This window comes from Actinoplanes sp. M2I2 (assembly GCF_023544445.1).
Lineage (GTDB): Bacteria > Actinomycetota > Actinomycetes > Mycobacteriales > Micromonosporaceae > Actinoplanes.
In genome coordinates, this window is sequence record NZ_JALPVJ010000025.1 from 30,672 (window position 1) to 49,681 (window position 19,010).

Genomic DNA, 19,010 nt, shown 5'->3' on the forward strand with positions numbered 1-19,010 from the left:
CCAATTATGTAGGCGGTTGTCTATGCTCGCCGGATGAGCGGGGCACGAGGGGGACGGCGGAACCGGCTGCCGATGGTGCTGCTGGTGGCCCTGGCCCTGGTGGCCGGCGTGGCCGCGGTGTCCACGGCGAGCACCGGCACTCCCGGGGTGCGCTTCGCCGCGGTGGGCCGCTGGTTCGCCGACCCCGCCCGCGACACGGTCTTCCGCGTCAACGGCGTGAGCCGGACGGTCGACGCCCGGGCCACGGTCCCCCGGCTCGAGCCGGGCACGGAGGTCGTCGAGGGTGAGCGCAGCTCCTACGTGATCGGGCCGACCGACATCCGCGAGCTCGACAAGTCGAGCCTCACGGTGACCGGCACGACCCGGCCACCGGCCCGCGAGCGTCCGGTCACGGTCGACGGCGCCGGGCAGCCCTACGCGGTCTACCGGGCGGCCGGCAAGGTGGTGCGGCTCGGCCCCGGCGGGGCGGTGATCGAGGCCGGCGGCCCGCTGGGCGCCCCGGTCGTCACCCCCGACGGCACGCTGTGGTTGCACCGGACCGCGGCCGGGCTGCTCTGTCACCTGCGGCCCGGGGCCGACCGGGTGACCTGCGCGACGCCGGCGCCGGCGGGCGGGTCCGGGGCGCTCAGCGTGCTCGACGGGGTCGCCGTCTTCCTCGACCCGGTCGACGACACCCTGACCACCCTGACCCTGGACGGTCCGGGCAAGGTGACCACGATCGGCGCCGACCTGCCGCCCGGCATCCGGGTCGCGGGGGCCTCGGTGCAGGGCCGCGCGGCCGTGCTGGCCGGCGGAGATCTGCTGCTGGTGGACACGCGCGGCATCGCCGGCGGGGTGGCGCTGCCGCGGGGCCGGTGGGCCGCGCCGATGGCCGGCCGGTCGTCGGTCGTGCTGCTCGAACTGCAACGCCGGCAGATTCACACGTACGCACCCACGGGCCGGCTTCAGCGGGTGACGCCCTTGCCCCCGGGCCGCGGCGAGGCCCAGCTGCGGCAGGGTCAGGACGGCCGGGTGTACGTCGAGATCGGCCAGGGACGGCAGGTGCTCGTGGTCGACGACCAGGGTGGCGCGGCGGCGGCCCGGGACGGCGGCGGGACCCCGGCCGGTTCCCGATCGGCATCGCGGCGGCCCGGCGCGCCCGCGAGCAGCGCGACGACCCTGCCCGCGCCGCCCTCGACCCGCGTGCCGCCCCCCACAGACCTGGCGCCCACCGACGTGCCGCCGACCGACCCCCCGCCCACCGATCTGCCGCTCGACGATCTGCCGCTCGAGACAGCGCCGGTCGCGGATCCGGCGATCACCGGCAACCGGCCCGCGGGCTCCCGGCTCACGATCCCGCCGCCGTCGGCCGACCCCCGTCCCGGGTCTTCGACGCCCGGCCAGGACACTCCGACCGGCCCGGCCCCGAGCCCGCCGGCCGGCGATCCCACCGGCCCGCCGGCCGGTGGTCCCTCGGGCACCCCCGAGGAGCCACCCCTGCTGCCCAACCGGCCCGGGATGCCTCCCGGCCTGACCGCCGTCGCCCGCTCCACCGAGCTGATCCTCACCTGGGACGCCGCACCGGCGAACGGCGCCGACGTCACCGCGTACGAGGTGACCTGGATCGGGCCGGACGGCGGGAGCGGCACCCGGACCACCGGAGCGGACACGCGGACGACGGCCATCGCCGGGCTGACGCGCGGGACGCCGTACCGGATCGGGGTCACAGCCCGCAACGCCGCCGGGTCGGGCGTGCCCGCCGTCGTCGAGGCCACCCTGCCCAGCCGGTGGATCACCGTGTCGCGCGGACGCGACGCGACCTGGACCAACTGCGGCCCGCCCTCCTGTGGGAACATCCGGGTCGAGCTCTTCGGGTTCCCGCCGTTGACGAACGTGCAGCTGACCCCGGTCGCCTCGGGATGGGGACGCTTCAACGGCACTGGCGCGGAGCTCCAGACCCGGGCCGACGGGACCTTGGTCTCGCAGAGCCGCTTCCCGTTCAGCGGCGCGGGCCAGACGGTCTGGGTCGACGTGGACGGCGTCGAGTCCAACCGCTTCCTCTGGCCGGAGAGGGCACCGTAGTGACGGCTCACCTGATCGCCACCCGGATCATCGAGAACGTCGAGCGGATCATCCGCGGCAAGCCCCGCCTGGTCCGGTACGCGGTGGCCGCCCTGCTGGCCGAGGGTCACCTGCTCATCGAGGACGTGCCTGGCCTGGGCAAGACGTCGCTGGCCCGCTGCCTGGCCCGCAGCATCGGCGGCTCGTGGCACCGCATCCAGTTCACCCCGGACCTGCTGCCCGGCGACATCACCGGGGTCAGCGTCTTCCTGCCCGGCAGCGACCGGTTCACCTTCCACCCGGGCGCCGTGTTCGCCAACGTCGTGGTGGCCGACGAGATCAACCGGGGCACGCCGAAGACTCAGTCCGCGCTGCTCGAGGTGATGGCCGAGCGACGGGTGACGGTGGACGCCGAGACGTACGAGGCCCCCCGGCCCTTCCTGGTCGTCGCCACGCAGAACCCGATCGAACTGGAAGGCACCTACCGGCTGCCCGAGGCACAACTCGACCGGTTCCTCATGCGGCTGTCGGTGGGCTACCCGGAGGCCGCCGACGAGGTCCGGGTGGTGCTGGCCGACCGCTTCGGCGAGTCGCCCGACGACCTGCGGCCGGTGGTCGACATCGCGGTGCTGCGCGACGCCATCGTCCAGGTGCGGGCGCTGCGGGTGGACGAGGCCGTCGCCGCGTACGCGGTCGCCTTGTCCGCCGCGACGCGGACCCATCCGGCGGTCCGTTTCGGGGCCAGCGTGCGGGGGAGCATCGGGCTCGTCCGCGCCGCCCAGGGGCTGGCCGCCGTGGCCGGCCGCGACTTCGTGACGCCGGACGACGTGAAGGACGTGGCCGGGCCCGTCCTCGCCCACCGGCTGGTGCGCACGCCCGAGGCCGAGCTGGCCGGGCGCGACCCCGAGGGCGTCGTGGCGGAGGTCCTGGCCGCGACCGTCGTGCCCGCGACAGGCGTGGGCCGCTGACCGTGCGGCCGACCCGGCGGGGCGTCGCGGTGCTGGTCGCCGCGCTCCTTCTCGTGGCCTCCGGCTGGTGGCTGCGCTATCCGCTGCCCGCGCTGATCGGCGCGGCCGGCCTGGGCGCGGTGGCCGGGGCCCTGCTGAGCGTGCGCCGGGGCCCGCGGGTCGAGGTCACCCGCACGATCAGCCCGGAGCGGGTCGAACGGGGCGCGCGGGCCGTCGCCGTCCTCACCGTGCGCCCGCCCGGCACGACAGTCGAGATCCGCGACACCGTCGCCGGGCGCGGGCACGTGGTCCGGACCGCGGACGCCGCCGAGTATCCGCTCCCGACCGGCGTGCGCGGCCGGTTCCCGCTCGGCCCGCTCGAGGTCGGCCGGGAGGATCCGCTGGGGCTGGCCCGCAGCCGGCGCCGCACCGGTTCCACCGCGACGCTGCTGGTCCATCCGCGCCAACTGCCGGCCCGGGCCGCGGGCGGGCCGGTGCGGGCGGCCCCGGCCGGCCCGGCCACCGACGACCTGTGGCGGGGCGCGGCCGAGCCGCGGGGCATCCGCGAGTACGAGTCCGGTGACGAGATGCGGCTGGTGCACTGGCGGGCCACCGCGCACACCGGCCGGCTCATGGTCCGCGACCTCGGCGACCCCCGGCAGGTGCGGCTCACCGTGCTGCTCGACACCCGGGCCGGCGTGCTCGGCCCGGACGACTTCGAGGAGGCAGTCGACCTGGCCGCGTCGCTGCTGGGCGCGGCGGGCCGGGCCGGGGTCCCGGCCCGCCTGGTGACCGCGGACGGCCGCGCGTCGACCGGGCACTTCCTCGAGGTTCTCGCTGACGTGCGGCAGGACGGCCCGGGCCCGCTGACCGCGCCGGGCCGCGGCGGGCGGCTCGTGCTGATCACCGGCGGGCCCGCCGCGCCGGCCTTCCTCGGCCGGGCCTACGACAGCGTCGTGGTCCTCGCCCTCGGCCGGGGCGTCGACGCGGCGCGGGCGTTGCGATCCTGGAACGAGGCGCGTCGATGAGCCGAGTCCGCGCCGTCCCGGTCGTGCTGACCACGGTCCTCGGCGGTCTGCTGTTCGCGCCGGTGTTCGGCCTGACCGCGCTGCTGGTGCCGGTGGGGGCGCCGGCGCTGGCCGTGCTGGTGGTGGCGCTGCTCGGCAATCGGGTGCCCGACTGGCGCCCGTTGCTGGCCACCGTGGCCGGGCTGCTGACGATCGGCGCGACGTTGCTGTGGCCGACGACGGTGGCCGGGCTGCCCACCGCCGCGACCCTGCACGCCGTCGTCGACGGGGTCACCCGCTCATGGCGGCAGACGCTCGAGTCGACGTGGCCGGTCCGGCCCGAGACCGAGTTGATCATCTTTGTACCGCTGCTGACCGTGGCCGCCGCGGTCGTCGCCCTGGAGCTGCTCCACCGGCTCCGCAGCCCGTTGCCGGCCCTGCTCCCGGGCCTCGCCCTGCTCCTGTTCGCCCAGGCCCACGTACCCCTGACGACCGGGCCGGCGGTCGGCGTCGCGCTCGGCTGGGCCGGGCTCGCGGGCGTGCTGCTCGCTCGGGCCCGGGCCGTAGCGCTGATCCCGGCCGCGGCGGGCGCCGTGGGCGCGGTGGTGCTGGCCGGCGTCGTCGTGTCGCCCGCCGGCGCGCGCTTCTCGTTCCGCGCCGACCCGCCGCCCCCGCCGGTGCCCGCCCCGCTGACGAGCCCGCTCGACGAACTGGCCGGACGGCTGGCGCAGCCGGGTACGCCGGTGTTCCGGTTCCGGGCCGACGTGGTGCCCGACCGGTGGCAACTGGTGGTGCTGGACCGGTTCGACGGCGTCGAGTGGACACCCGGGGACCGGCTGCGCCGCCTCGGCGCCCGGCTGCCGCCGGTGATCACCGGCCCGGTGCGCGAGCGGGCCGCGACCGTGGCCGGCGCGCCCGGCCCGTGGCTGCCCAGCCAGACCTGGCCGGCCGCGGTCGAGGGGGCGGCGCCGTACGTCGCCCCCGGTCACGGAACACTGCTGCTGGCCGGCCCGGTCGACTACACGCTGCGGTGGTGGGAGCCCCAGATCGACGGGGCGGCGCTGCTGCGCTCCGGGGTGGACGACCGGGCGCCGGGTGGGCTCGGTCCCATCGGCAACGCACCCCCCGGACTGGCCGAGCTCGCGGCCCGGGCGACCGGCGGGCAGCGCTCGTCCTTCCGGGCCGCCCTGCGGCTGGAGGCCTGGTTCCGCGCCGAGTACCGCCTGGCGACCGGCGACGATCTGCCCACGGGGCACAGCTGGCCGCAGCTCGCCGAGTTCCTGCGGACGACCCGGCGGGGAACGAGTGAGCAGGTGGCCGCCGCGTACGTCGTCCTGGCCCGGATGGCCGGCATCCCGGCCCGCCTGGCCGTCGGCTACCGCACGCCCGCCCGCCCGGACGCCGACGGCGCCTACACGGTCCGCAACGGCGACGCGCTGGCCTGGCCCGAGGTGGCCGTGCCCGGCGCGGGCTGGATCCCGCTCGACCCGACCGGTCAGGCGTCCGCCGCCGGAGTCCGGGCCACCGGTCCGGCCGCGGCGGCGCAGCAGGCCCGTTCGGCCCGGCCCGGCCGGCCCGGCGCCGCTCCCCCGGCTCCGGCGGCGGCGCCCGTCCCCGCGGCGGCCCGGCCGCGTCACCGGTCACCGTGGTGGGCGCTGGTTCCCGGCGTCCTGCTCGCCTGGCCGGTCGTCGTGCCGCTGCTCTGGGCCGCCCGGGCCGGGCTCCGCCGCCGGCGTCGCGGCGCCGACGGCGTGCTGGCGGCGGCCGGCGAGGCCCGCGACCGGTTGCTGGCGTACGGCCTGACCGTCTCCCCCGCGATGACCCTGCGCGACCTGGCCTGCGGGATACCCGAGCCCGCCACGGCGGCGCTGCGCCGGCTCGGAGCGGTCGCCGACCGGGCGGCCTGGTCCGGTGACGGTGTGCGCCGCGCCGACCTCGCCGAGGCCTGGTCGTCGGTTCGCGCGCTCCGGCGCGGCCTGGCCGAACGGGGCCCGCGGGCCCGGCTGCTGGCCGCGGTCAGCCTGCGCGGCCTGTCCGCGACCCGTCACCGCCACCGGCCGGACCCCCCGGCCGGAACCGCCGGCGTGGGGCAACCCCGGGATCGAGCTCCTTCATGACAGTCCTGTGTCGCCACCGGCACGGTTCCGATACAGGCCAGCCGGTCACCAGGCCGGGAACCCGGCGTCCATGAAAAACTCCGGAATCATCACCGCCGGCCTCCTGGCCGGCCTGCGCGGCCGTCGCTGGGAACGACGAAGCCGCCCGCGGGAGAGGTCTCCCACGGGCGGCCCCGGTCGGTCAGCTGCAGGTCGGTCAGCTGCAGGCGTAGACCTTGAACTCCCACAGCGAGTAGCCGTACGGCGTGCCGCGCTCGGTGCCGTACATGCGCACGTAGCGGGCGTCACCGGTGAGCGCGTGCGTGGCCTGCCCGCCGGTTCCGGTGCCGGTGACCGTGACGGCCGGCGTCCAGGTGGTGCCGTTGGCCGACGTCTCGATGCGGTACGACCGGCCGAACGCCGCCTCCCAGCTCAGCTCGACCCGGTTGAGGGCCCGCGACGAACCGAGGTCGACCTGGAGCCACTGCGGGTCGGCGAACGCCGACGACCAGCGGGTGCCGGCGTTGCCGTCCACCGCGTTGCCGGCCGGGAAGCCGGCCTCGGTGGTCGACGCCGTCGCCGGGCGGGCCTGCGAGGCCAGGGTGCCCGTGCCGCAGCCGGTCGGCGGCGGGTCGGTCGGGGGCGGGTCGGTCGGGGTGGTGCCGCCGCCGCTCGCGTTGCCGCCCGACCAGTTGGTCGCGCCACTGGCCACCGTCTTGCCGGCCGGCAGGGCGAGCGTCCGGCCGTCGGAGAACGTGACGGTCTGCGCGCTGCCGGTGATGTTTGAGGCCACGTACGTCTTGGCCCCGTTCTTGACGAAGACCTTGGCCAGCGGGTGGTTGGCCGTGACCGTGGTGTCGACCTGCCCGAGCGCGGCCAGGTTGCGGATCCAGTGGAAGGTGTGGGCCTTGCTCTCGCCCTCCTCCGGCGTGTACGAGGTGTCGGCCCGGAAGCGCGCCAGCGCCCCGTCCGGATCGCCCAGCGCGAGGTACTGCCAGAGCATGTCGCGCCAGAGCGTGGGTTCACCGCCGTTGTTGCGCACCAGCTCGGCGTACGTGCTGCGGACCGCGGCCGGGTGGTCGCCCAGGTAGAACTGGCCACCGGTGATCGGCAGCATGTTGATGCCGACGATCATCTCGTGCTCGCCGGAGAACCAGGTCGCGTACGCCCCGCCGGAGCCCCACACGATGGCCGAGTAGTTGTGCCCCCAGTTCGCCGGGAAGTTCTCGTTGCGCACGTCGAACCAGTACTCGTTGATGGCCGCGGCCTGGGTCGTGTAGATCCAGACGCCGGCGTCGCGCACGGCGGTGTTGCCGGTGGCCTGACCCCACTGGATCAGCGCGTTGGCGAAGTTCTGTCCCTCCGACGAGGACTCCTGGTTGTTGCCGGCGCCGAACGAGCCGTGCCCGGACGCCCAGTCGTGACCCTCGTAGATGTCGAAGTCGCGCAGGTACGGGAACCGGCTGTCGGAGCGGTCGTAGTTGTTGGCGTCGCGGATCAGCAGGTCGACCATGCCGCCGTACCGGCCGGCCGAGGCCCACGCCGGGTCGAACTTGGCCAGCGTCGCCGCCGCGGCGATGAAGTAGCCGTAGTGGAAGTGGTGGTCGTTGAGTTCCTGGTCGGAGCCGTACGACGCCGGGTAGCCGATCAGCGTGCCCCAGTTGCGGTCGTAGTAGAAGACGCGTGAGGTCTTGCCGGGCGTCGCGGTGAACCAGTCGGTCAGGCGCGTCCGGATGACGTTGAGGGCGGAGTCCCGTACGGAGGTGATGTTGAGTTGATCGGCGATCTCCGCGATCCGGGCCGCGCGGCCGAGGCCCTTGCCGGTCCAGTACGTGTCGTCGCCACGGAAGTCGGCCGGGTTGTTCAGCTCGGCGTTGAGGAAGTTCGTGACCGTGCCGAGGTCGGCGCCGGAGGAGTCGCCCACGGCCGGGATCTCCGGGAGCACCCCGGTGTACTTCATGGACGTGGTGAACTGCGTGCCGGTGACGACGCGCATGGCGCCGCGCGGTGACACGTAGCTCTGCGCCAGCGGGGTCGACCCGGTCAGGTAGCGCCACTGGTGCGGGTAGAGCGCGATGACCGTGCCGGTGCCGCTGCCCTCACGGGCGGTCGTCGTCAGGGCGTAGGTGGTGTTGACCGTGCCGCCGGCCTGGTTGTAGCTGTAGGACAGGCGGCTGCCGGTGACGTGGTTGTGCGCGTACGGCGTGAACCGGTCGGCCAGCGCGATCTTGTCGGCCGTGCTGGTCGACGCCGTGGTCGGCAGCACGGCCACCGACAGGTAGCCGCGCCCGGCCAGGTTGGACCGGATCGTGGTGCCGCTGTGCGCCCACGTGGCGCCGGTCGGGGCCCAGGCGACGTAGTCGTGGCCGCCGATCGAGAAGCCGATCCGGTTGCCGCTGTTCGACCACGCGGTGCCCGTCCCGGTCGTGGTGATCACCGCGTCGCCGCCGGTCACCTGGTAGTACGAGAGCGGCAGCCCGCGGCCGACGGTGGCCCGCAGGGTGCGCCCGCCGCCGCTGAGCGCGGTGCTGACCGTCCAGTCGCTCCAGCCGTCGACCAGGGCCTGGGTGGCGTTCAACCCGTCGACCCCGACGCGCACGTGCTCGGCGTACGGGTAGTGGAATTCGCCGGTCCCGGTCGCCGAGCCGCTGATCGCGGCGTCGGTCTGGTAGGACAGGCCCATGCCGCCCGCGCCCGGCTTGTAGGCGGCCGGGCCGGCGAACAGCGGCATCGAGAACTGGCAGTCGATGCGCTTGTAGAGCAGCGAGGACCACCAGTCGTTGGTGGGCACCGGGCCGGCCGGGGCGTTGCCGGTGACGTACTGCCGGGGGTTGGTCGAGATCGAGCCGCACCCGGTGGGCAGGCTGCGGCCGGCCGGGAGGGTCTCGGCGTAACTGCCGGCGCCGACCGGGGCGGCCGAGGCGCTGCCGGCGCCGGTCGTCACCGCGAGGCCGCCGGCGCCGAGCGCGACGAGGGCGGCGGTGAGCAGACCGGTGAGACGTCGGGAGGAAGGGGATCGTGCCATGCGGATGGCCTCCAGGGGGATGGGGGATCCGGAGGGCGCCAACCGGGGAGAGAGCGCTCTCCAACTCTCAGAACCTATCGACACCAGGAAGTTTCGTCAATGTTACGAAGACCGGGCGGCAGGCCCGGGCGGGTGCGCGGTATAACAGTGATCCACCCGGGCGGAGGTACGTGATGGCAGCATCCGAGCCGGAGTTCGGCGACCAGGCGCTGATCGCCTGCGAGAGCCTGGTGCGCATCTATCAGACCGGGCCGGTGGAGATCCAGGCGCTGCAGGGACTCGATCTGGTCGTCGAACGGGGCGAGATGGTCGCGGTCGTCGGCGCCTCCGGTTCGGGCAAGTCGACGCTGCTGTCCATCCTGGCCGGGGTCGACGCCCCGACCGCCGGGCGGGCCCGGGTCGAGAAGTGGAACCTGCTGTCGATGTCGCGCGCCGACCGGGTGCGCTACCGGCGGCACACCGTCGGCTTCGTCCGGCAGCAGACCGCCAGCAACCTCATCCCGTACCTGACCGCGCGACAGATGGTCGACCTGCCGATGACCGCCGCCGGCACGCCCAAGGCCGTCCGCCGGCAGCGGGCAGGCGAGCTGCTCGACGCGCTGGGCGTCGGCCAGTACGCCGGGCGCACGCCGGGCCAGCTGTCCGGCGGGCAGCAGATGCGCGTCGCCATCGCGGTCGCGCTGGCCAACCAGCCGCACGTGCTGCTGGCCGACGAGCCGACCGGTGAGCTCGACACGGCCACCTCGGCCGAGGTGTTCGGCGCCCTGCGCGACGTCAACCGCGACCTCGGCGTCACCGTCGTGGTGGTCACCCACGACCCGGCGGTCAGCGGCCAGGTCGAGCGGACCGTGGCGATCCGCGACGGACGCACCAGCAGCGAGGTGCTGCGCCGCACCGCGACCGCCGACGACGGCGGCACCCACGTCATCGCCGAGGAGTACGCCGTGATGGACCGGGCCGGGCGCATCCAGGTGCCCCGCGACTACCGCGAGGCCCTCGCGCTGACCAGACGGGTCCGGCTCGCGCTCGAACCCGACCACATCACGATCCGGCCCGACGCATGACCGGCGCGCTGCTGGCCGTCCGGCAGGTGAACCGCACCTTCGGGTCGGGCGCGGCCGCCGTGCACGCCCTGCGGGACGTCTCGTTCGACGTCGAGCCGGGCACGATGGTGGCCCTGGTCGGCCGGTCCGGCTCCGGCAAGACCACGCTGCTCAACGTGATCGGCGGGCTCGACCGGCCCGACTCCGGCACGGTCATGGTCGACGGGCTGGAGGTCACCGGCCTGGACGAGGACGGCCTGTCCCGCCTGCGCCGCGACAAGGTCTCCTACGTGTTCCAGACGTTCGGGCTGATCCCCGTGCTGTCCGCGGCCGAGAACGTGGGCGTGCCGCTGCGGCTGGCCCGGGCCGAGCCCCGCGAGCGCGAGCGCCGGGTGCGGCTGCTGCTCGATCTGGTCGGCCTGGGCGACCACGCCGAGCAGCGGCCCGGCGAGCTGTCCGGCGGCCAGCAACAGCGGGTGGCGATCGCCCGCGCGCTGGCCGCCTCGCCCCGGCTGCTGGTCGCCGACGAGCCGACCGGTCAGCTCGACGCCGAGACCGGCCTGGCCGTGATGGGACTGCTGCGCGGCGTCGTCGAGTCCGAGGGCGTCACGGCCGTCGTCGCCACCCACGACCCCGTCATGATGGCGCTGGCCGACCGGGTGATCCGGATCGGCGACGGGCGGGTGGAGCCGTGACCGCCCGGACGTCTCCGTGCTGAGGCTGGTGCCGCGGCGGGCCCGCGCCCAGTGGCCACTGCTGGCCTCGCTGCTGACCATCCTGGTCGTCGGCACCACGCTGCTCGGCACGGCCGCGCTGCTGGTGACCCGTACCTCGGAGCGCGGGGTGGAGGTCTCGGCCGCCCGGGCCGACCCGGACGACGTCACCGCCACCGCGTACGTCGGAACCGTGGCCGCGGCGAACGCCCGGTCGGTGGCGACCGACACCCGGACCGTGCTGACCTCGGCGATGGCGCCGTTCCCGGCCACCACCACGACCCGCGCGTCGGCCGCCCTGCGGCTGCTGCCGATGGGCGACGGCGGCGGCGTGCTGGGCGGCGGCTACCTGTCCGGCCTCGACGACCTGCCGTCGCGGGCGGCGCTGGTCGCCGGCCGATGGCCGCGGGCGTCGGCGGCGCTCCCGGAGGCGGCCGTCCTGCAGAGCACGGCCCGGCTGCTCGAGCTGAAGGTCGGCGACCGCGTCGACCTCGGGCCCGAGCTCGGCCGCTCACCCAACCAGGCGGTCGGCGTACGGATCGTGGCCGTCGTCCGGCCCCTGCAGAACGCCGGGTGGGACCGCGACCCGCTCGGCGGCACCGGCTTCGACCCCGATCCGCCCGAGAGCACGTCGGCCCGCCAGATCCACGCCTACGGGCCGTTCCTGGTCGACCTGGACGACCTGCTCACCGGCGGATCGGCGCTCAGCCGGCTCGAGGTGACCGCCCACCCCGATCTGTCCGCGCCGACCGGCCGCGGGCTCGACGAGCTGACGGCGTCGCTGCTGGGCGCCAACCGCAAGCTGGAGGGGACGCTGGGCGATCGCGTCGAGGTCCAGCGGGTCTCCTCACCGCTCCCCCGGGTGCTGCTCGACGCGCGCGATCAGCAGCAGCTCACCTCGGGCGGGGTGCTGTCGCTGGCGCTGATCGGCCTGGTGCTGACCGCGATCGCGCTCACCCTGGCCGGACGGCTGACCACCGGGGTCCGGGCCGGCGAATCGGATCTCCTGGCCGCCCTGGGCACGAGCCGGCGCCAGTTCACCGCGGTGGCGGCGGCCGAGGCCGGTGCGGTCGCCGTGGTGGCGGTCGCCCTGGCCGTGCCGCTCTCCTCGCTGCTGCACGCCGCCCTGACCCGCCTGCCGCCGCTGGCCGGCGCGGGCCTGGCCGCCCCGGTGACCGTGACCGCAGCCCAGGTCCTGGCGGTGGTCGGCGGGGCCGTCGCCCTGACCGCGCTGAACGTCGGGCTGGCCACCCGGACGGCCGCCGGGGCCGGGGACCGGCGCACCCAGCGCGAGCTGCTCGCCCGTTCCGGGCTCGACGTCCTGCTGGTCGCCCTCGCGGTGGTCGGCTGGTGGCAGCTGCGGGCCCAGCCCGCGGCCGCCGGTTCCCGGGCCGATGCCGTACGGGTCCTCGCGCCCGCCCTGATCCTGACCGCCGGAGCGGCGCTGGCCCTGCGGGTCGTGCCGCCGCTGTTGCGCGCCGGGGAGCGGCTGGCCGGGCGGGCCCGCGGCTTCACGCTCGCGCTGGCCGCCGCCGGGGCCGCCCGCCGCCCGCAGGCGCTGGCCGCCGGGCTGCTGATCTGCCTGGGCTGCGGGGCCGCGACCTTCGGCACGGCGTTCGGCTCGACCTGGCACACCTCGCAACGCGACCAGGCCGACCTGGCCGTCGGCACCGACCTCGCCCTGTCGCTGACCACCGCGCCGCTCACCGGGCAGAGCGCCCAGGTCGCCACGGCCACCGGCGGGGTGATCAGCCCGGTCGCCCGGCAGAACATCGTGGTCGGCCAGTGGCTGGGCGGCCCGGACTCGGCTCCGCAACTCATCGCGGCCGACCTGCGGCACGCCGACGTCCTGCTGCGGGGCCGGGCCGGGCCGGCCGGCGGCTGGGCCGGCACCACCCGCCCGCTGGTCGCGCCGGCCCCGGTGACCGGCGTCGCCCTCCCCCGGGGCAGCACTCCGGCGATCACCGGGACGACCACCGGGGCCATGCCGATCTCGGTGGCCCCCCATCTGCTGCTGCAGGACGACAGCGGGCTCCGGACGACGTGCGACGGCGGCCCCGTCCCGCTGGACGGCCGCGCCCACCCGGTGCCGGGGTGCGTCACCCAGCCCGGACTGCGGCTGATCGGTGTCACGCTGTCGGTCCTCGGCGAAGCGGGCATCCAGTACGTGACCCGGATCGACGCCACGGTGACCCTGCCCGCCCCGTCGACGTCGGCGTGGACCGTGCGGGCCGCCTCGCCCGAGTCCGGCCAGCTCGACGATCCTCAGATCACGGCCACCGGCTCGCGGCTCCGGCTGAGCTCGGCGGTGAGCTTCGCCGACACGGCCCCCTCGGCCCGCATCCTGGTCGCCACCGCCTTCGCCGATCCGGGCCCGGTCCCGGTCGTGGTGTCGAGGCAGTTCGCCACCGCGGTCGGCGCCCGCCGCGGATCCGAGATCTCCTTCGCCGTCGACCAGACCCCGGTGCGCGCGGTCGTCGTCGGCGTCGTGCCCCAGGTGCCGTCGGCCCCGGGGGCGGCCGCCCTGCTGGCCGACCTCGATCTGCTCACCCGGGCCATGGCCGTGCGCGGCAACGTGGACTTGCCGGTGAGCGCCTGGTGGGTCGGGCACCCGGCTGCCCCCGACGCCGCCGCCCGCGCCGACGGTCTGGGCCTGGGCACTGTCACCACCCGCGCCGCGGAGGCCGAGCGCCTGTCCGGCAGCCCGGTGCGGGCCTCCTTCCCGGCCGTCCTGCGGGTGCTGATCGTCGCCGCGGTCGTGCTGCTGCTCGGGGGCGTGCTGCTGCAGGTGACGTGCGACATGCAGGCGCGGGCCGTCGAGGTGGCCCGGCTGCGCGGCCTCGGCGTGTCCCGGCGCGGGATCCGGGCCGCGCTGCTCGGCGAGCAGGCCGCGGTCGTCCTGCCCCTGCTGGCCGCCGGAGCCGGGGTCGGGGCGCTGGCCACCCACCTGGTCGCCCCGCTGCTGATCCGGTCGGACACCGGCGCGACCGCCGTACCGGCCGCCGTGGCCCACTGGCCCTGGGCGAGCGAGATTCTGCTGCTCGTGGCCCTGGTCGCCGCCTGCGGCCTGGCGGCCGGCGCCGCGGTCCTCGTGCAGGTCAGCCGGGCCGACGCCGCCCATCTGCGGGTGGCGTCGTGAGGGCCCGCCGGGTGGCGGCGCCCGCCCCGCACTGGCCCAGCGTTCGCGGCCGGGCCCGTGCCGACGCCGGGCCGCTGCTGCTGGTCGCCTGCGTGGTCGCCGTCGTGGCGCTGCTCGCCGGGGCCACGCCGCCGCTGATCCGCTCGACCTCGGACGAGGCCACCCGGGACGCGGTGCGCCGCGCGGCCGACGACGCCGCCGTCCGGGTGGAGTCGGACTGGCCCGACGACTACGGGCCCACCGGCGGGCGGCTGCGCAGCCCGCGCCTGGCCGACGACGTCGCCGCCGTGGGCGCGCTGGCCGAGGACGACCTCGACCCCGGCCTGCGGGCCGCGCTGCAGTCACCCGTCACGACCGTGTCGAGCATCTCGCTGGCCGTCACCGACGGCAGCGTGCAGCGCCGCCTCCAGCTCGAATATCTGCGCGGGGCCGCCGGCGGCCCGGCGGTCACCTGGATCGCCGGGCGGGCCCCCGGCCCGGCCGACGCCGACGAGTTCGTCGAGGTGCCGCTCAACGGCGCCCCCTGGCCGATGCAGATCGGGCTGTCCGAAACGGACGCCCGGGTGCTCGGGGCCGAGCCGGGCGACCGGATCCCGGTCCAGGACGACCAGCGCACCCCCTACGACGTACGGGTCAGCGGCATCTTCCGGCCGGTCGACGCGAACGACCCGGCCTGGCGCCTGGCCCCGTGGCTCCTGCAGCCGGCGGCCAACCGGGACGGCCTGGGCAGCACCCGGTTCGGCGGGCTGCTGTCGGCCGAGTCGCTGCCCGACGCCCGGCTGGCCTTCCGCGCCGACCAGTTGCGGCGCAGCGTCCGCTTCGACGCCGACCCGGACAAGCTCACCTGGAAGTCGGCTCAGGCGCTGGCGGCCACGGTGGGCGAGCTCAAGGGCGGGTCGGCCGTGTCGGCCGAACGGGGCGACTCGCTCAAGTGGGCTACCCAGCTCGACAGTGTGCTGAGCGACCTGCGCAGCCAGATCGCCACCGCCACGGCCCAGGCCGCCGTGCTGCTGATCGCCGTGCTGGCCGGCGCCCTGCTCGTGATCGGGCTGGCCGCCGAATTGCTGACCCGGCGCCGGGCCGCCGCCCTGACCACCGCCCGCGAGCGGGGCGCGTCGCTGCCCGGCCTGGCCACCGAGCTGACTGTCGAGTCGATCGCGGTGACCGTGCCGGCCGCCCTGCTCGGGCTCGGCCTGAGCGTCGCGATCGTCGGCAGCGCCTCGCCGGTCTGGGTCCTCCCCTTCCTGGCCATCGCGGTGGGCACGGGCCCGGTGTCCGGGACCCTGACCGCGGCCCGGGCCACCCGGGACCGGCGGACCCCGGCCAACCGCAGCGCCCGGCGCTGGGCGTCGCGCACCGGACAGCTCCGGCGGGCCGCTCTCGACCTGGCCGTGCTGGCCCTCGCGGCCGCCTCGCTGATCGCCCTGCGGCAGCGGGGCATCGGATCCAGCGCCGACGGCGACGTGGGTCTGCCCGCCGCCGCGCCGGCCCTGGTCGCGCTGGCCGTGGCCCTGCTCCTCGTCCGGCTGCTGCCGTACGGCATCCGGGCCGGGCTGCGGCTGACCCTGCGCTCCCGGCGCCCGCTCGCGCTCTTCGCGGCCGCGCGGGCCGCCGCGACGTCGTCGCGCGTGCTGCCCGCGTTCACCCTGATCACCGCGATCGCCCTGGCGTCGTTCGCGTTCACGCTGCACACCACGACCGCCCGGGGGTTGTCCGACGGCGCCTGGCAGACGGTCGGCGCCGACGCCCGCCTCACCGTGGGCTCCGGGGCGGCGCGCTCGACAGCGGCCGGCCCGACCACGGCCGGCCCCACCGCGACGGTCGCCGGACGGGTGGCCGCCGCGCCCGGAGTCCGGCACGTCGTCGCGGCCCGGGTCGTCGAGAACGAGCGCTTCATCGCCGACTCCACCGCGGTCACCGCCCGCCTGGTCGTCGTGGACACCGCGGCCTTCCGCCGGCTGCTGGGCGACACCCCCCTGCCCGGCCTGCCCGACGTGCCCGGCCTGACCGCCACCCGCGACGGCGCCGTACCCGCCCTGGTCCGCACGGGCGACAGGAGCCTGCGGCCGGGCACGAGCTTCCGGCTCCCCGTGGTGACCAACACGTCGATCCCGCTGACCGCGGTCGGCGCCGCGCCGGCCATCGGCGCCGGCGACGTGGTCGTGGTCGACGCGGCGGCCGCCCGGGCGGCCGGCCTGGCGTCCGAGCCCGACACGATCTGGGCGACCGGGCCGGGCGCGGCCGGGGCGATCCGCGCCACGGCCGTCGACGGGCGGCTGACGGCCCGGACAGACGTGCTGGCGGATCGCCGGACCGCGCCGCTGACCTCCGGGCTCGTCCATCTCTACCTGATCGCGGCCGGGGTCCTGCTCGCCCTCGGGCTGCTCGGCTTCGCGGTCGCCGCCGCCGCGAGCGCGCCGGAACGGTGGGAGACGCTGGCCCGGCTGCGGACGCTGGGCCTGCGGCCGCGCGACAGCCATCGGGTGGCGGCCGGCGAGTTGCTGCCGGTGCTGCTGGTCACCGCGCTGTGCGGGCCGGCGCTGGGCGCGCTGCTGGCCCGGATCACCCTCGGCCCGCTGGAGCTGCGGAGGCTCACCGGCCAGCTGTCCGACCCGGTGACCGTCGTGCCCTGGTGGGTGCTCGAGCTGGTGACCGTCGGCGCGTCGGCGGCCGTGCTGGTGGCCGTGGTGGCCGCCGAGGCCGCCGTCCGGCGACGCCGGCGACTCGGCGACGTGCTGCGGGCCGGCGGCGGCTGACCTTCACCCGGCCGGCGGGGGGACGGCCCCGATGTCGGGGCCGGCCCTCGCCGGCCGGGGTCCGGCGGTCCGGTCAGGCGGTCGCCCGGCGCGCCCGGAGCGCGAGCACCAGACCGGCGATCGACACCAGAGCGGCGATCGTCTCGGCCACGGCCGAGCCCACCTTGCCGGGCGCGTTCCAGGTGTTCTCGTACAGGTCGGGCAGCGGGCCCACCGGGCCGAGATCCACGTACGTGTAGAGCGTCACCGCCGCGGCGGCGCCGCCGGCCACCACCAGCGAGATGGCCCAGGTGAGCACGGCCGGCCGGATCAGCAGGGCGAGAGCGACCACGATCGCGACCACCCCCTGGATGCGGAACAGCGCGCCCTCGCTCAGTACGGACGAGTGGAACTGGTCGTACCGGGCGGCGTCGTGCAGGTGCACGTAGGCGTCCACGCCCAGCAGCACCGCCGTCACCGCGGTGAGCACGCGCTCGGCGATCGAGATGTCGCGCAAGGCCACGTGCGTCCCGGCGCGCACAGCATGATCGGTCATCGGTCCGGTCCCTTCGGCAGAGGTCCTGCTTCCTTCCCCTCACGGTTCTCCGAAAGGACCGGTCCGGCATTGCCGCCAGCCGCCAACCCGCGTACCGGGCAGCGGGTACGGATGCCCCGGCCCGATACCGGCCGGCCCCCGATGCCGCGGCCTCGATCTCCCTTGTGCGGCGATGTGACCTCGCCATGTTGTCCAGCGCGGCCGCCGGTCGTCGTCCGTTGAACGACTGATGCGGACGGCGGTCCCCGTCACTCGGCTTGACAGCGGTCACACCCGGGCGTTTGGTGGACGGAGCGTCGATGGAGAGTCACCGGGTGCATCGATCCCCGCTCCCGGGACAGCACACTCGGCTCGATGGAGGCTGTGCCATGACGGCTGCGATCAACCGGTCCGGTCCGCATCTCGGGGAAGCGCCGCCCCGCGAGACGCTCGACGAGGCCGAGCGCCTGAGCGTGGAGGAACTACGCGACCTGCAGTTGCAACGGCTGCGGTGGACGCTTCGCCACGCGTACGAGAACGTCCCGCACTACCGGCGCGCGTTCGACGCGGCCGGCGTACGACCGGAGGACTGCCGCGACCTGGCCGACCTGGCCCGGTTCCCCACCACCAGCAAGGCCGACCTGCGCGACAACTACCCGTTCGGGATGTTCGCCGTGCCCCAGGCCGACGTGCGCCGGATCCACGCGTCGTCCGGCACCACCGGCCGGCCCACGGTGGTCGGCTACACCGCCAACGACCTGGACATCTGGGCGACGGTGGTGGCGCGCTCCATCCGGGCGGCCGGCGGCCGGCCGGGCGACCGGCTGCACAACGCGTACGGGTACGGGCTCTTCACCGGCGGTCTCGGGGCCCACTACGGCGCCGAGCGGCTCGGCTGCACCGTCATCCCGGTCTCCGGCGGCATGACGCCGCGGCAGGTGCAGCTGATCACCGACTTCGAGCCGCGCGTGATCATGGTGACGCCGTCCTACATGCTCACCGTCATCGACGAGTTCGAGAAGCAGGGCCTCGACCCGCGGACGTCGAGCCTGGAGATCGGCATCTTCGGGGCCGAGCCGTGGACCGAGCAGATGCGGGCCGAGATGGAGGAGCGGGCCGGCATCCACGCCGTCGACATCTACGGGTTGTCCGAGGTCATCGGCCCCGGCGTGGCCCAGGAGTGCGTGGAGACCAAGGACGGCCTGCACATCTGGGAGGACCACTTCTATCCCGAGGTGATCGACCCGGACAGCGGCGAGGTGCTGCCCGAGGGTGAGCTGGGCGAGCTGGTCTTCACCTCGCTGACCAAGGAGGCCATGCCGGTCATCCGCTATCGCACGCGGGATCTGACCCGCCTGCTGCCCGGCACGGCGCGGCCCGGGATGCGCCGGATGGAGAAGGTCACCGGCCGCAGCGACGACATGATCATCCTGCGCGGCGTGAATCTCTTCCCGACCCAGATCGAGGAGATCATCCTGCGTACGCCGGGCCTGGCTCCGCACTTCCAGCTCGTGCTGAGCACCCGCGGCCGGCTGGACCATCTGACCGTCCAGGTCGAGGCCCGCCCGGACAGCCCGGCCGACCGCCGCGACGCGGCCGCCGCCGAAGTGGTCAAGGCGGTGAAGGACACCATCGGCACCAGCGTCGAGGTGGTGTGCCTCGAGCCCGAGACGCTGCCCCGATCGGCCGGCAAGATCCAGCGGCTGGTCGACCACCGCGGTTAGAGGAGG

The 19,010-nt window shown here is 75.7% G+C and carries 11 protein-coding genes; 9 read left to right on the plus strand and 2 right to left on the minus strand.

The features are described from left to right. Positions 1–33: 33 nt before the first annotated feature. Genes HJC40_RS37095 through HJC40_RS37110 form a run of 4 tightly spaced genes read left to right on the plus strand, consistent with a single transcriptional unit; the run spans position 34 to position 6,111 of the window. Positions 34–2,061, plus strand: coding sequence for a fibronectin type III domain-containing protein (locus HJC40_RS37095; RefSeq protein ID WP_250008188.1), 2,028 nt, complete (start codon positions 34–36; stop codon positions 2,059–2,061). Continuing rightward, positions 2,061–3,008, plus strand: a complete 948-nt coding sequence (locus HJC40_RS37100) for a MoxR family ATPase (RefSeq protein WP_250008189.1) — start codon at positions 2,061–2,063, stop codon at positions 3,006–3,008. Before HJC40_RS37095 ends, HJC40_RS37100 begins: the two co-directional genes overlap by 1 nt. A 2-nt stretch (positions 3,009–3,010) precedes the next feature. Further along, complete coding sequence (locus tag HJC40_RS46395) at positions 3,011–4,015, plus strand: DUF58 domain-containing protein (protein ID WP_250008190.1); 1,005 nt, start codon at positions 3,011–3,013, stop codon at positions 4,013–4,015. Next, positions 4,012–6,111, plus strand: coding sequence for a transglutaminase domain-containing protein (locus HJC40_RS37110; RefSeq protein ID WP_250008191.1), 2,100 nt, complete (start codon positions 4,012–4,014; stop codon positions 6,109–6,111). The genes HJC40_RS46395 and HJC40_RS37110 overlap by 4 nt, the downstream gene beginning before the upstream one ends. Positions 6,112–6,307: 196 nt before the next feature. Here the strand turns inward: HJC40_RS37110 and HJC40_RS37115 are convergent, their stop codons facing one another. Continuing rightward, positions 6,308–9,115, minus strand: coding sequence for a glycosyl hydrolase (locus HJC40_RS37115; RefSeq protein WP_250008192.1), 2,808 nt, complete (start codon positions 9,113–9,115; stop codon positions 6,308–6,310). Positions 9,116–9,288: 173 nt separating this feature from the next. On the opposite strand from HJC40_RS37115, the gene HJC40_RS37120 reads away from it, so the two are divergent. The 4 genes from HJC40_RS37120 to HJC40_RS37135 are packed head-to-tail and all read left to right on the plus strand — an operon-like array spanning position 9,289 to position 16,766. Then, on the plus strand, positions 9,289–10,179 hold the full coding sequence (locus HJC40_RS37120; RefSeq protein ID WP_250008193.1) for an ABC transporter ATP-binding protein: 891 nt from the start codon (positions 9,289–9,291) through the stop codon (positions 10,177–10,179). Beyond that, a complete protein-coding gene (locus tag HJC40_RS37125; RefSeq protein ID WP_250008194.1) occupies positions 10,176–10,853 on the plus strand; it encodes an ABC transporter ATP-binding protein in 678 nt (225 codons plus the stop codon). The genes HJC40_RS37120 and HJC40_RS37125 overlap by 4 nt, the downstream gene beginning before the upstream one ends. 16 nt (positions 10,854–10,869) lie before the next feature. Continuing rightward, entirely contained in the window at positions 10,870–14,010 is a 3,141-nt protein-coding gene (locus HJC40_RS37130) for an FtsX-like permease family protein (protein ID WP_250008195.1), read from the plus strand. Further along, positions 14,007–16,766, plus strand: a complete 2,760-nt coding sequence (locus HJC40_RS37135; protein WP_250008196.1) for an FtsX-like permease family protein — start codon at positions 14,007–14,009, stop codon at positions 16,764–16,766. Before HJC40_RS37130 ends, HJC40_RS37135 begins: the two co-directional genes overlap by 4 nt. 73 nt (positions 16,767–16,839) lie before the next feature. Here HJC40_RS37135 and HJC40_RS37140 read toward each other — a convergent pair whose 3' ends face one another. Next, complete coding sequence (locus tag HJC40_RS37140; RefSeq protein ID WP_250008197.1) at positions 16,840–17,301, minus strand: hypothetical protein; 462 nt, start codon at positions 17,299–17,301, stop codon at positions 16,840–16,842. A 368-nt stretch (positions 17,302–17,669) separates the two neighbouring features. On the opposite strand from HJC40_RS37140, the gene paaK reads away from it, so the two are divergent. Beyond that, the gene (gene paaK / locus HJC40_RS37145) at positions 17,670–19,004 is read left to right on the plus strand and encodes a phenylacetate--CoA ligase PaaK (protein ID WP_250008198.1); all 1,335 of its coding nucleotides are present in this window, start codon (positions 17,670–17,672) and stop codon (positions 19,002–19,004) included. The last annotated feature ends 6 nt before the right edge of the window (positions 19,005–19,010 follow it).